General features: G+C 63.2%; 12 protein-coding genes. 9 read left to right on the forward strand and 3 right to left on the reverse strand.

The genetic code is table 11. The features are described from left to right. Nucleotides 1-209 precede the first annotated feature (209 nt). The 4 genes from C84B14_RS14845 to C84B14_RS14860 all read left to right on the forward strand — a co-directional run bounded on the left by C84B14_RS14845 (nt 210) and on the right by C84B14_RS14860 (nt 5,718). Nucleotides 210-1,601 (forward strand): cytochrome ubiquinol oxidase subunit I, encoded by a 1,392-nt coding sequence (locus C84B14_RS14845; protein WP_353225245.1) that lies wholly within the window; start codon nt 210-212, stop codon nt 1,599-1,601. Then, nucleotides 1,601-2,608 (forward strand): cytochrome d ubiquinol oxidase subunit II, encoded by a 1,008-nt coding sequence (gene cydB, locus C84B14_RS14850; protein WP_348766367.1) that lies wholly within the window; start codon nt 1,601-1,603, stop codon nt 2,606-2,608. Before C84B14_RS14845 ends, cydB begins: the two co-directional genes overlap by 1 nt. Before the next feature lie 199 nt (nt 2,609-2,807). Then, nucleotides 2,808-4,235 (forward strand): DUF2868 domain-containing protein, encoded by a 1,428-nt coding sequence (locus C84B14_RS14855; RefSeq protein ID WP_353225247.1) that lies wholly within the window; start codon nt 2,808-2,810, stop codon nt 4,233-4,235. A 1-nt stretch (nt 4,236) separates the two neighbouring features. Further along, nucleotides 4,237-5,718, forward strand: a complete 1,482-nt coding sequence (locus tag C84B14_RS14860) for a DUF3482 domain-containing protein (RefSeq protein WP_353225249.1) — start codon at nt 4,237-4,239, stop codon at nt 5,716-5,718. Nucleotides 5,719-5,886: 168 nt separating this feature from the next. Here C84B14_RS14860 and C84B14_RS14865 read toward each other — a convergent pair whose 3' ends face one another. The 3 genes from C84B14_RS14865 to C84B14_RS14875 form a co-directional block, all read right to left on the reverse strand. Further along, a complete protein-coding gene (locus C84B14_RS14865) occupies nt 5,887-6,600 on the reverse strand; it encodes a DsbA family protein (RefSeq protein WP_353225251.1) in 714 nt (237 codons plus the stop codon). Between the two features lie 145 nt (nt 6,601-6,745). Beyond that, a complete protein-coding gene (locus C84B14_RS14870) occupies nt 6,746-7,333 on the reverse strand; it encodes a hypothetical protein (RefSeq protein ID WP_353225253.1) in 588 nt (195 codons plus the stop codon). A gap of 78 nt (nt 7,334-7,411) precedes the next feature. After that, nucleotides 7,412-8,332, reverse strand: coding sequence for a LysR substrate-binding domain-containing protein (locus C84B14_RS14875; protein ID WP_353225255.1), 921 nt, complete (start codon nt 8,330-8,332; stop codon nt 7,412-7,414). A gap of 108 nt (nt 8,333-8,440) precedes the next feature. Between C84B14_RS14875 and C84B14_RS14880 the strand changes: the two genes are divergently transcribed. The 5 genes from C84B14_RS14880 (at nt 8,441) to cyoD (ending at nt 13,894) form a co-directional block, all read left to right on the forward strand. Continuing rightward, complete coding sequence (locus C84B14_RS14880) at nt 8,441-9,487, forward strand: YeiH family protein (RefSeq protein ID WP_353225257.1); 1,047 nt, start codon at nt 8,441-8,443, stop codon at nt 9,485-9,487. A gap of 338 nt (nt 9,488-9,825) precedes the next feature. Then, entirely contained in the window at nt 9,826-10,794 is a 969-nt protein-coding gene (gene cyoA, locus C84B14_RS14885; protein ID WP_353225259.1) for a ubiquinol oxidase subunit II, read from the forward strand. Between the two features lie 24 nt (nt 10,795-10,818). Then, the gene (locus tag C84B14_RS14890; protein WP_353225260.1) at nt 10,819-12,897 is read left to right on the forward strand and encodes a cbb3-type cytochrome c oxidase subunit I; all 2,079 of its coding nucleotides are present in this window, start codon (nt 10,819-10,821) and stop codon (nt 12,895-12,897) included. A 44-nt stretch (nt 12,898-12,941) separates the two neighbouring features. Continuing rightward, complete coding sequence (gene cyoC / locus C84B14_RS14895) at nt 12,942-13,562, forward strand: cytochrome o ubiquinol oxidase subunit III (protein WP_353225262.1); 621 nt, start codon at nt 12,942-12,944, stop codon at nt 13,560-13,562. Then, nucleotides 13,559-13,894, forward strand: coding sequence for a cytochrome o ubiquinol oxidase subunit IV (cyoD, locus tag C84B14_RS14900; RefSeq protein ID WP_348766357.1), 336 nt, complete (start codon nt 13,559-13,561; stop codon nt 13,892-13,894). The genes cyoC and cyoD overlap by 4 nt, the downstream gene beginning before the upstream one ends. Nucleotides 13,895-13,944 lie beyond the last annotated feature (50 nt).

The raw sequence follows: 13,944 nt of genomic DNA on the forward strand, positions 1-13,944 counted from the left end.
GGCCAAAAGTTCGCCTGTGAATCGCCGGCAGGTCGGCGAATGCCTTCGCGTAGCGGCATTGCAGTGGCACCATATGCCGCGCAACGCGACGAATTGTCACATCGCGTCGGGCTGCAACCAGGTGCATCATACTTTCGTATAGTCGGGCGCAGCCTGCGGTACGTGGGTACTGAGGCCCAACCGCCCTTCAGGCGTCGCAGGAGAGATCGATGGCACTCGATGCAGAAATCCTGTCGCGGATCCAGTTCGCGTTCGTGGTTTCCTTCCACATTCTTTTCCCGGCTTTCACCATTGGCCTGGCGAGCTGGCTGGCGATGTGCGAAGGCATGCACCTGTTCACCGGGCGCGACGTGTTTCGCCGGCTATATCAGTTCTGGGTGAAGATCTTTGCCGTGTCCTTTGGTATGGGCGTGGTATCCGGCATCGTGATGAGCTTCCAGTTCGGCACCAACTGGTCGGTGTTCGCCGAAGCCACCGCACCCGTGCTCGGGCCGCTGTTCTCCTATGAAGTGCTGACGGCCTTTTTCCTGGAGGCGACCTTTCTCGGCATCATGCTGTTCGGCTGGAACAAGGTTGGCCCGAAGCTGCATTTCTTTGCCACGGCCATGGTGGCTATCGGCACCATGCTATCCGCCTTCTGGATTCTGTCGGCCAACTCCTGGATGCATACCCCCGCCGGCTACGAGCTGCGCGACGGCGTGTTCTATCCCGTCGACTGGTGGGCGATCGTGTTCAACCCGTCGTTCCCCTACCGCCTCGTGCACATGGTGCTGGCGGCGTATCTGACCACCGCGTTCGTCATTCTGGGCGTAGGTGCCTGGTATCGCCTGAAAGGCACCGCCCACGAGGCATCCCGGGTGATGCTGGCCATGGGCGTGGCGTTCGTATCCATCGTCACGCCGCTGCAGATCGTGGCCGGCGATTTCCACGGCCTGAACACCCTCGAGCATCAGCCGGCCAAGGTGGCCGCGCTCGAAGCGCACTGGGAGACGGAGAAGGGCGCGGCGCTGGCGCTGTTCGCCTGGCCGGACGCAGAGGCCGAAACCAATCATTACGAGATTTCGGTGCCGAACATGGCCAGCCTCATCCTCATGCACGACTGGGATGGCGAGCTCGTCGGCCTGAAGGATTTTCCGGCGAGCGAACGCCCGCCGGTGGCCCCCATCTTCTTTTCGTTCCGGCTGATGGTGGGCCTGGGCATTCTCATGCTCATCGCCGGGCTGACCGGGCTGTGGCTGGCGTTTCGCGGTCGCCTGTTCGATGCCCGCGGCTATCATCGCTATCTGGTGGCCATGGCGCCTTCGGGGTTTCTGGCCGTGCTGGCCGGCTGGTTCACCACCGAAATCGGGCGCCAGCCTTACACGGTGTATGGCCTGCTGCGCACGGCCGACTCGGTTTCGCCGGTGTCCGCGCCCAGCGTGGCCGCCACGCTGATTACCTTCGTGATCGTCTACGGCATCGTCTTCGGTGGCGGGATGTACTACATCCTGCGCGTGATCCGCACCGGGCCTGGCAAGGCGCCCGAACACCCCGTGCCCGATCCATATGCCACGCCGGCACGGCCGCTGTCGTACCCGGATGAACCGGTAGGAGAAGAATGATGGACAGCATCGACATCCTGCCGCTGGTCTGGTTTGGCGTTATCGCCTTTGGCGTATTCATGTACGTGCTGCTGGACGGCTTCGTGCTGGGCATCGGCATTCTCTGCGGCGTGGCGTACGGCGAGGCCGAGCGCGACATCATGATGAACTCGGTCGCGCCGATCTGGGACGGCAATGAAACCTGGCTGGTGCTGGGCGGCGTGGCGCTGCTGGCCGCGTTCCCACCGGCGTACACGGTGCTGCTGCCGGCGCTCTATCTGCCGCTGACCGGCATGCTCATCGCGTTGATCTTTCGCGGCGTGGCGTTCGAGTTCCGTTTCAAGGCGCGGCGCAAGCTCGGCTGGAATCTGGCCTTCGTGCTGGGCTCGCTGGTGGCCACCTTCTTCCAGGGCGTCACTCTCGGTGCGATCGTGCAGGGCATTGAAGCCAACGGCGCCCAGTACGTGGGCGGCTCTTTCGACTGGTTCTCGGGCTTTACCATGCTCACCGGTTTTGCGCTGGTGGCCGGCTATGCGCTACTGGGCGCGACCTGGGTGGTGATGAAGACCACCGGTCTGTTGCAGGACCGGGCCTATCGCTGGTCGCGCACGCTGCTGACCGCGGTGATCGTGTTCATGGCGCTGGTGAGCGTCTACGTGCCGTTTCTGGACGGCAACTATGCCGAGCGCTGGTTCGGCTTCCCGCATGCGCTGCTGCTGGTGCCGTTCCCGCTGCTGGGCGTGGTGGTGTCTTACTTTCTCTATCGCAGCGTGGCCGCGCGTTACGAGTACTGGCCGTTTCTGCTGTCGCTGGGCATGTTCGCCGTGGGCTACGGCGGCCTGGCGGCGAGTTTCTGGCCGCATATCATCCCGCCGCATCTGACCATCTGGAATGCCGCTTCGCCGCCCGAGACCCAGAGTTTTCTGATCGTCGGGCTGTTGATCCTGCTGCCGTTCATTCTGTTCTATACGGCCTGGTCGTACTGGATTTTCCGCGGCAAGGTCGGCCGCGACATGGGTTATCACTAGCCCGGGAGCAATGACCATGCGTGAAACGCCGCGCCGTCTTCTGTGGTTCGTCGGCCTGGGCGTGGCCAGTCTGCTGGCCTGGGGCGCAGCCGCGTTCGTGTTCCGCGAGGTCGTCTTTTTCGTGCTCGAGCATTAGCCGCGTCGCACACGTTCGGCGAGCGCCGCGCGCTTCGAGCGCGCGCGATGTTCTAATAGCAGGATGAATGCTGTCCGTGCTTCGGGCCAGCGGTGGACGCTGGCCGATCTCATCGATTTCGAAACCGTGTTGATCGGCGTTGACAACGACGCGCTCGAACACGACCGGCTGATATTCAACCGCGATATCCGCCCCGTTCTGCCGGAAGGCGACGAGCGGGCGCGGCGCCGTGCCGGCTTGCACGCCTGGCTCGCCCACCGGCGCCAAACCGATGCGATCGACGCCGGCGATGCCTGGACGCAGGGCCTGCGCCTGGCGCGTTTGGCGCTGTTCATCGGTATGGCGGCGGCCGGCTTTGCGCTGGTGACCGGGCTGTGCGCGGGCACCGATGCCAACGTGCACGTCATCCTGTTTTTCGGCGTGACGCTGGTCTTTCCCTGGCTGGTGTTTGCCCTGTTCGTGCTCGTTCGTATGTGGGGGCGAGGTTCGAGCGTACGGCTGGAAACCTGGATGGGCCGCGTGATGGCTCGGGTCACGCGTTCGCAGGATGCCCATCGCCAGCAACGGTTTCGCCTGTTGCGCGAGCGGCTTGCCGAGTCGGCGGTGCCGCGCCGCGCGCTGCAGGCCGCGCTGGCGCGTACGCTCCAGATCGGTGCGGTGGGTTTTAACACCGGCTTGGTGCTGGCTTTCGTCGGATCACTGCTGGTCTTCGACGTGCGCTTCTATTGGGAGGCGACGCCGCAGACAAACGGCGTGGTCGCTTCTGCAACCCGCGTGGTGGCGGCACCCTGGCGTGGCGTGTGGCCCGAGGCGGTGCCCACGCTCGCCCAGATCGAGGCCAGTCGTGCGGCTTATGTCGACGGCAGTCGGCGTGTGCTGTCGACCCCGCAAAGCACGGCGGCATGGTGGCGTTTCCTGCTCATGTCGTTGCTTGTCTGGGGCGTGTTGCCACGCTTGCTGCTGGTTGCCTTCTATGCGTGGCGCGAGCGGCGGGCGCTGGCGGCACTGGATTTTCAGTCGCCGGGCCATCGCGGCCTGTGGCGATCGCTGACCCGTATCGAGCGCGGCGCGGTCGCTGCGCCCGCGTCCGATACCGCGCTGCTGCTGGATGTGGGCGGCAGTGGTATTGATGGCGCGGCTATTCGTGGTTTTCTGCTGCGCGCGCTGCGGGTGAACCCGGGCGCGCAGGCCCGTATTGGCGTGCTCGACGACGAGGCCGAAGCGAGCGCCGACGCCGCGCTCGCTGCCGGGCCGGATCACGTGGTGCTCGCGGTCGAGGACTGGGGGCTGGCGCCGCGGCAGGTCGGTTCGCTGCATGCCCGGGTGCGCAAGGCAGTGGGTGAAAATACGCCGATGACGTGGCTCGTTTTCGCGCAGGACGCCCAGGGCCCGAGCGCGCCCGATGACGCACACTTGCAACGCTGGACACGGTTCATCGACGGTCTGCGTGATCCAGCGACCGAAATCGTGGCCTACGACGGTCGGCTTTGAGATGGCGCTGCGCACGACACAACCTGCCGAGTGGGTCACCGCCGAGGTTCCCTGCTTTGCCGTGGTCGGCAAGGTGAACATGGGCAAGTCCGCGGTGCTCGCCACGCTGCTGGAAGAAGACGACGACCGCATCATTCGTATTTCGCCCGAGCCCGGCGAAACCACGCGTTGCCAGAGGCTGTCGCTGGTGCTCGACGGGGCGGAGCGGCTGCGCTTTATCGATACGCCCGGCTTTCAGCAGCCTATCGAAGCGCTACGCGCCATCCGCGCGCTACACGGCAATCGCAACGGCACACCCGGGCTTGCGACATTGCAGGCGTTCGTCGACGAGTATCGCGATAGCCACCAGTTCGAGGACGAATGCCGCCTGCTGGAGCCGTTGCTGCAGGGCGCCGGCATTCTGTACGTCATCGATCCCGGTGTGGCCGTCTACGACAGCTTCCTCGCCGAGATCGAAATCCTGCGTTTTTCCGGGCGGGCACGGCTGGCGCTGCTCAACCAGCGCGGCGAGACCGGCGCCGTGCATGAACACGAATGGCGCGAGCATCTGGGCAAGGCATTCAATCTCGTACGGGTTTTCGATGCCCATCGCGCGCGCTTTGCCACGCGGCGTGACCTGCTGGCCGCGCTCAACCAGATCGACGAACGCGACCGCGAGCATCTGCAGACCACCACCGCCTTGCTCGATGCCGAATGGCAGCAGCGCCGCGAGGAAGCCGTCGAACGTATCCAGCATTTTTTGCGCGCCGCGCTGACTTTGCGCGAATACGGCCACTACGCCGAAGACGCGCCCGCGCCGGAGGCCGCCAAACGCGAAGCCGTGAAGCAGGCCAGCCGGCGCTATTACGAGCGTATCGCCGCGCTTGAGCGCGAGACAGCGAACGATCTTTTACGCCTGTATCGGCATACCGCGGTCCAGGCCGAAGCGATGAAAGGCTTTGACGACGATCTGGACCTGGCCAGCGATGAAACGTGGCGCCGGCTGGGCCTGACCCGTCAGCAGCTGACGTTCGTAGGCGCTGCGGTCGGCGCGAGTGCCGGCATCGGCGTGGATGCGGCCACGTTCGGCCACTCCCTAGGGGTCGGGGCGCTGATTGGTGGGCTGGGCGGTGGGGCGCTGGCGTTTTTCAAGGGTGACGCCATTCCCACGCTGCGCCTGGACATGGCGCGTATTGGCCCGCTCGGCGGCCAGCGCATCACAGTGGGGCCGCCGCGCAACCCGAACTTTGCCTGGGTTTTGCTGGATTCGATTCTGATTCGCTACCGCCAGATTCTGTCGCGCGCCCACGCCCGACGCGGCGATGCCCTGCTTGAAGGCGAGGCCGGCGATGGCAGTATCGCGCGCGAGCTGGCCGGCGGCCCGCAGAAAGCGCTGGCGCGGTGGTTTCGATCGGTCAACCGCGCCCAGCGCGACCCGGAACAGGAGAGCGCGGCGTTTGCCGCGCTGCTTGCCGTGCTGACTTCGATCGAGGACGAACTCTAGGGCCTGTTAACGCGAATGAAATAGAGCGCGTCCCTTCGGGTTGCGCCCAAAATCCCGCCATACGGCGTTGCGTGGCTGGGCCCTGGAATAACCAGGGCTGGCACCACGCGCCTTGTCTGGCACGATTTTGAGCAGCAACGCGGCGATTGGCATTCGTGTTAACAGGCCCTAGTCCTGCGTCTGCTCGGCGATGGCCTGCTGGATCCGCTCGTAGCTGACGACGCCGGAAAACATCTGGTCGCCGACGATCACCGTGGGGGTGGCACGCAGGCTGATTGCCTTGCCGGCTTCCTGATTGCGGGCGATCACGTCGTCCACGCCGCCCTGGGTCATGCAGGCTTCCAGGCGCTGAGCATTTACGCCGGACTCGACCGCCATATCCAGAAACATGGCGGTGGGGTCGTCGCGCTGCGACCAATCACGCTGGGTTTCGAACAGACGGTGGTGATAGGGCCAGAAACGGTCCTGACGGGCCGCGCAGCGCGCGGCCACCGCGGCCTGCTGGGCATGGGCATGCATGGGCAGCGGGAAATCGAAGAAGATGAAGCGCACCTTGCCGGAGTCGACCAGTTCGTCGCGAATCCGCTCGGCGGTGGGGGCGAACGCGCCGCAGGCCGGGCACTGGTAGTCGGCGAACTCGCGCACGGTGACGGGCGCATCCGCGCTGCCGACGGCCTCGCCGAGGGCGTCGTACTCGGTTTCAAAGGTGTTGATGGTGTCGGCGGTCAGGGTACGAACGTTGTCGGACCCGGGTGCGGCGCCGTCACCGTTCCCCCGGAAGCTGATCACCAGGATCGCCAGGATGATCAGCGCACCCAGAATCAGGGCAGGAACGAACAGGGCGCCAAACAGGCTGGAACGGCCGGTGTTCTGGGGGCTCATACGACGACTCCTCGGGCCGACTGGTGGGCGACAACAGCCCCGGATCATACCGCGTGTGACGCCAGCGGGTCAGGTACGTTTCGAGCGGACATAAAAAAGGAGGGGCCGCGGCCCCTCCTCGATACACTTGATGCAAGCGCCGCGATCAGTTGCTGGCGTCTTCGGCGGCGTTTTCCGTCTTGTCAGCCGCGTTTTCGGCCGCATCGCCGGTTTCATCGGCGCCACCACTAATGGCGTCGCGGGTGTCGTCGATGAGGTCCGTGGTGCCGTCCTTGATACGCGTCCATGCGCTGCTGGCGGACTGCTTGGTCTGATCCCATGCATCGGCGGCCTGACTCTGGGTGCTGTTCCACCAGGAGTCGTTGTAGACCGGATAGCTGCTCAGCGTCTTGCCGTCGGCCATCAGGGTGATGCGATAGCGCGGTTCGGTCGCTTTCTCGCCCTGCATGGTTTCGACGCTGAGCTGATCGGGAGAGACAACATAAGACTTGCCGTCCAGACCGAAGTTGTTCTCGGTTTCGATCACGAACGACTTGATGGTCATGTTGTTGTCGAGGATGACGTCGTCGACTTCGCCCACCGGCTTGTCGCTGCCCTGGGCATAGACATCGGCGTCCATGAGCTGATCGGCTGAATAAAGGCCTTCGGGTTTCTGTTGGGCCAGCGCAAAGGTGCTGGTCGCCGCCAGGGTGATACCGGTCAACGCAATGGCACTCGTCTTACGTATTGCCATGATCATGTCCTCGGTTATTTGAAAATACCGGTTCGGATGGTAGACACGCATGCTGAACAACAACTGAAAATCCTGATTTCAGTTTGCTGGGCGATCCAGTGCGGCATCGAGTCCGGCTTCGAATCGTCGCAGCAGCGAGTTGCCGCGGGCGGTAGAAACGCGATACAGCCGCCAGAGCGGCCGCGCCAGTGACAGCCCGGCCAGCGAAACGAACTGAACCGGATTGGCAGCGCTGGCTTGCTCGGCCGCCAGGCCGCTCACGCAGGCGAGCCCGGCGCCACTGGCGACGGCACGGACGATCGCGCCGCTGTCGTCAATGATCAGATGCGCGTTTGGGGCGGTATAGCCGGCCAGCGCCAAATTCTGTTCGAACACGGCCCGCGTACCCGAGCCCGGTTCGCGGGCGACCCAGGCATGCCGATCCAGATGGGCCAGATCGATCGAGCCGACGTCATAGCCCGGCGGCGCGATGACTTGCAGTGTGTCCGTGTGCCAGTGCGCAATATCTAGATCGTCGCGCTGTGGCGGGCCTTCGATCAGTGCGATATCGGCCTCCAGGTTCGCGACGCTCGCTTCTGCCTGGGCGCTATTGCCGGAGAACACGCGTATCTGCAGCTTCGGATGCGTCTGTCGTAAACGCGCGAGGCCGGCAGGTAGTACGTAGCGGGCGATGGTGCTCGAAGCGGCCAGGCGAATGGTGCCGCTGAGCGCGGCTACGCCGCCGGTTGATGGGGCAAGGCGTTCCGGCACCCGGGCGAGGGCGTCCATGGGCTCGACGGCCAGGGCAAGCAGCTGGCGGGCGGCGAACGTCGGCTTGATCTCGCGACCATGGCGTTCGAACAGGGCCACATCCAGAGCGTCGGCCAGTTCCGCAATCGCTTGGCTGACCGCGGCCTGACTCAGGTGCAGCGCCTGGGCCGCGCGGCGTACCTGGCCGGTTCGGGCGACGGCCGCGAAGATCTCGAGTTGGCGCAGGGTGAAGCGTAGGCGTTCGGCCATGGGTAATTAATCGATAAAACCGAATTATTAGTTTGGTATAAATCGATTTTAGTTAATACGCAATGCATAGAGGCTTGGTTCCACCTTTTCGAAAGCCTTGCCCTGCGTATGTCGCTATCTGTTGCATCGTCGCTATATATCCCGTTTCGCCAGGCGTCGAATCGATTGGCGAGCGTGTTGCCGGGACTCATGCTGTGCCTGGGTCTGGCCGGCCTGTCTTATGTGATCTCGGCATGGCCTGCGCTCAATCGGCTCGTGCCCTTGAGCGCGTTAACGGTCGGCATTCTGGTCGGTGTGTTGCTACGGCTGTGCGTGGCCTTGCCTGCACAGGTCGAGCCCGGTATCCGCTGGACGCTGCACTATCTGCTACGGGCCGGCATCGTTTTGCTGGGGTTTCGTGTCGTCGTACAGGATCTGCTGTCTGTCGGTCTGGGCGGTTTGGTGCTGGTAACGACCGCGGTTGTCAGCACTATCGTGCTCGCCATCGTGCTTGGCCGACTGCTTGGGTTGCCGGATACGCTCAGCGTGTTGGTCGGTTGTGGCACCGGCATCTGCGGGGCCTCGGCCGTGGTGGCGGTAGACGGGGTGATCCGCGCGCGCGAACAGGACGTGGCCTGTGCCATTGCGATGGTCACGGTCTTCGGCACGATCGCGATGTTCGCCTACCCGGCGATCGCGCCGCATATCGGTCTGAGCGAAGCGGCGTATTCCGCCTGGGCCGGCAGTTCCATTCATGAAGTCGCTCAGGCGGTCGCAGCCGGTTTCGCGTTCGATGACGCCGCAGGGGTTCAGGCCAGTCTCTACAAGCTGTCACGTGTGGCGTTGCTGGTGCCGGCATGCGCGGTGTTGGCGGTATGGTGGCGCCGGCGCGCCGCGACCCGCGGCGAAAGCGATCGCGCCTCGCCATTTCCGTTGTTCGTGGCGTTGTTCGTGGTAGTGGTCGGGCTTAATTCCTGGGTGAGCATGCCGGCGCCGCTACACGCGGGGCTGCTGCGTCTCGACGCCGCGCTGCTGGCCGCGGCGATGGTCGCCATGGGTTTGCAGACGCGGCCGCCCGCGGTCCTCGGCCTGGGCTGGCGGCCGCTCGCGCTCGGCCTGGCGGTGGCGATCTGGATAAGCGCGATATCACTGGGCGGTGCCGTCTTGCTGGGCTGACCCTATGCCGGCCCATGGACGCAAAACGCGCGCGCCAACGCGTAATCGGCCAGCCACTGTGAGGCCACGCGCGGGCGGCTTGATGCGGTAGGCCTTATCGGCGCAGTCTGTGCGTTGCCCCGCAGCAGTGGTTCCACCAAACGCGCGTCGGTATGCGGCAAGAAAATCGCGATCGTTTACTGTCGTTTTTTCAACGAAGTGGGTACCATTAGTTGCACTGCACAATGACCGTCGTGCTCATCCCGGTGCAACGGATCATGCGCAACAGGCGTAGGTAGCCCCGTAGCTTGTAATACGGTCGTCCACGCCGAGCGCGGTCACTCGTTGGAATGCATGTAATGTCAATCGAAACGCTTGGAAAGACGATGCGCACCCTGCGGGTGCCCCTGATTGTTCTACTCGCATTGTCACTCAGTGGCTGCAGCTCGCAGTGGTTCATCGACACCTTCCATCTGAACGAGCTGGTGACGTTCTTCACCGCGGGGCCGATCGCGGCCTACCAGCGCAACGTCATGCTGTTCACCTTTACGGTGATGCTGTTCGTGCTGGTACCGGTGGTCGGCTTCACGCTCTGGTTTGCCTGGCATTACCGCGCCGGCAACCAGAAGAACACCTATACGCCGAACTGGCACCACTCGAATTTTCTCGAAGCCTTCCTCTGGGGCGGGCCGGTTGCGATCATCCTCATCCTGGCGCTGGTGACCATCGTTTCCACCTACGACCTGGATCCCTACAAGCCGATCGAGTCGGAGAATGACCCGATCCGCGTGCAGGCGATTGCCATGGACTGGAAGTGGTTGTTCATCTATCCCGATTATGGTGTGGCTGCGGTCAACGAAATGGCCATGCCGGTGGATACGCCGCTACAGATCGACCTCACCTCGGCGAGTGTCATGAACGGCTTCATGATTCCGCGCCTGGGCAGCCAGATCATGGCGATGTCGGGCATGCGTACCCGCCTGCATCTGATGGCCGACGAAAAGGGCGAATTCTTCGGCAAGAACTATCAGTACAGCGGGGACGGCTTCGCCAACCAGCGGTTCACGGCCGAGTCGCTGTCCCAGGCCGATTTCGATGCCTGGGTCGACAAGGCGCGCAGCTCGGGTCGGCCGCTTGATCTGAATGCCTATCGCAGCCTGGTCGAGCCCAGCCGCAATGTCGACCCGATTCTTTACTCGTCGGTGCCCGACGGTTTGTTCGGCTATGTCATGCACCGCTTCCAGGTCGGCGACGGCAAGATTCCGCCTGGCGCCGTGCCCAGCGACCTGACTGCCGACGACGTCGCCCAGCACGGGCATGCCCACTAGCTCGCCGCGAGCCGGGAGAAGACCATGTTTGGAAAACTCACTCTAGACGCCTTCCACCATTCGAGCATGATCATCGTGTTTGCGAACGCGATCATGATCGGCACCGGCCTGGCCGTGGTGGCCGCGCTGACCTATTACCGCAAGTGGGGCTATCTGTATCGCGAGTGGTTCACGACCGTGGACCACAAGAAGATCGGCGTGATCTATATCGTGATCGCCCTGATCTTCCTGCTGCGTGGTTTCATCGATGCCTCGATGGTGCGTGCGCAGCAGGCGACCGCCGGCCCCGGAATGGACGGCTATCTCGAGGCCGCCCATTTCGCCGAGCTGTTCACCGGCCACGGCACCATGATGATCTTTTTCATGGCGATGCCGTTTCTGGTGGGGCTGATGAATATCGCCATTCCATTGCAGATCGGCGCGCGCGACGTCTCCTTTCCGCTGCTCAATGCGGTCAGCGTATGGCTGACCGCGGCTGCCGGCGCGCTGGTGATGATCTCGCTGCTCGTTGGCAGCTTTTCGGAAGCCGGCTGGTCTGGCTATACGCCGTTTTCCGGCCTGGATCACAGCCCCGGGCCGGGCGTGGATTACTGGATCTGGGCGCTGCAGATATCCGGTATCAGTACCACGCTGACCGGCGTCAACTTCGTGACCACAATTCTCAAGAAGCGCGCGCCCGGCATGACGCTCATGCGCATGCCGATGTTCACCTGGACGGTGCTGTGCACGAGCATTCTGATCGTGGTGTCGTTCCCGGCGCTGACCGCGGCGCTGGCCCTGCTCGCGCTCGATCGCTCCGCGGGCACCCACTTCTTCACCAGCATCATGGGCGGCGACCAGATGCTGTATATCAACATGTTCTGGCTGTGGGGCCATCCGGAGGTCTACATTCTCGTGCTGCCGGCCTTCGGCATCTTCTCCGAAGTGGTGACCACCTACTGCAACAAGCGCCTGTTCGGCTATACCTCGATGGTCTGGGCGACCATGGCGATCGCCTTCCTGTCGTTCGGTGTGTGGGTACATCACTTCTACACCATGGGCCAGGATCCGCTGCGTAACTCGATCTTCGGTATTGCCACCATGATCATCGCGATCCCGACCGGCGTGAAGATCTACGACTGGATCTGGACCATGTTTCGGGGCCGTATCGAGTACAAGCTGCCGATGCTCTGGACCCTGGGCTTTCTGATCACGTTTGTCATGGGCGGCATGTCCGGCGTGCTGCTGGCCATTCCGGGCGCCGACTACAAGATGCACAACAGCCTGTTCCTGGTGGCGCATTTCCACAACGTGCTGATCCCCGGCACGATGTTCGGCCTGCTGGCCGGGTTCTACTACTGGTTTCCCAAGGTGTTCGGTTTCCGTCTTGATGAGAAATGGGGCCGCCATTCCTTCTGGGGCTGGCTCGTGGGTTTCTATGTAGCGTTCGTGCCGCTGTACATGCTCGGCATCATGGGCATGCCGCGGCGCATGGTCACCTACGACAACCCCGCCTGGCACTTCTGGCTGGTGATAGCGGCCATCGGGGCATTGATCGTGGCCTACGGCATTTTCGCCATGTTCATGCAGATTTATGTGAGCTGGCGCGACCGCGAGAAGAACGCCGACCTGACCGGCGACCCCTGGGGTGGGCGCACGCTCGAGTGGTCGATTCCGTCGCCGCCGCCGGAGTACAACTTCGCGGTGGTGCCCGAGGTGCGCGATCGCGATGCGTTCATGGAAATGAAGGTCAACAACCTCGCCTATCAGCGGCCGGCGGCGTACGAGGACATTCATATGCCCAAGTCGACGCCGATGCCCATCGTGGTGGCCGCACTGTCGTTCGTTTTCGGTTTTGCCTACGTATGGCACATCTGGTGGCTGGCCGGGCTGTGCGTGCTGGGCACCGTGGCTGCCGTGATCGTGCGCAGCTTTAACGAGGAAACGGAGTTCGTGATTCCGGCTGCCGAAGTGGAGGCCGACGAGGATGCCTTCCACCGCCGGCTCAAGGACGCGGATGTGTTCGAGCGTATTAAAGACATCGAAGAGTACGGCGACGAGCGTACGCCCAATGGCCAGTTCGTCGAGCCGACCACTCGGGCCACGTCCGGTTTGCCGGGCTGATAGGCAAACGATCACGATCGACTGGTATTCGAGAGGCATAGTTCATGGCGTCAAGCCCATCTAACGATCTCAACCGCGTTCGCGCCGCAGCCAGGGCGGATACCGAAGTCAACTTCGGTTTCTGGGCCTATCTGATGAGCGACGTGGTTCTGTTCTCGATGCTGTTTCTGGCATACGTGAACCTGTCACAGCGATACGCCGACGGCCCGACCCCTGGCGATATCTTCTCCCTGCACGGCGTGTTTCTGGAAACCATGGCCCTGCTGGCCTCCAGCCTGACCTTCGGGCTGGCCATGGTCAGCCTGCATCAGGGTAAGAAGAACCACATCATCGGCTGGCTGCTGGCCACCTTTTTGCTGGGGGCTTTCTTCCTCTGGCACGAGGTCAGCGAGTTCGTGCATATCATCCACGAAGGCGCGTCGTTCGATCGTAGCGGCTTCCTGTCGGCCTACTTCGGGCTGGTGGGCACCCACGGGGCGCACGTGTTCTTTGGCATGATCTGGCTATTGACCATGGTGGCGCAGATCGCGCTGCGCGGGCTGACGCCGGCCATCGGTTCGCGTCTGGCACGGCTGAGCCTGTTCTGGCACTTTCTCGATCTGGTCTGGATCTGCGTGTTCTCGACCGTCTACCTGCCCGGACTGATTCAAGGAGGCAGCGCATGAGCCATTCCGACGACGCCACCCCGGGCCACGCCCCGACCGCAGGCGCCTACATCACGGGTTATCTGCTCGCCCTCGTACTTACCCTGATTCCTTTTGGCGCGGTGTATTACGATGCGTTTTCACCGGGCGTCATGCTGCTCGTCATTGCGGCGACGGCCATCCTGCAGCTCGGCGTGCATCTGCGGTTGTTCCTGCATCTGGACATGTCCCAGGAGCAGCGGTGGAATACCATTTCCGTGCTGTTCTCCGTGTTCACCATCTTCGTGATGGTGGGCGGCACGCTATGGCTGTTCTACAGCCTGTATTCGCGCCACATGATGGTCGGCTACTGAGCGTCGCTTAGGCACGCACCACGTAAAAAAAAGGTTCATCGCACATTACC

Origin of the sequence: Salinisphaera sp. C84B14 (assembly GCF_040361435.1) — a bacterium.
Lineage (GTDB): Bacteria > Pseudomonadota > Gammaproteobacteria > Nevskiales > Salinisphaeraceae > Salinisphaera.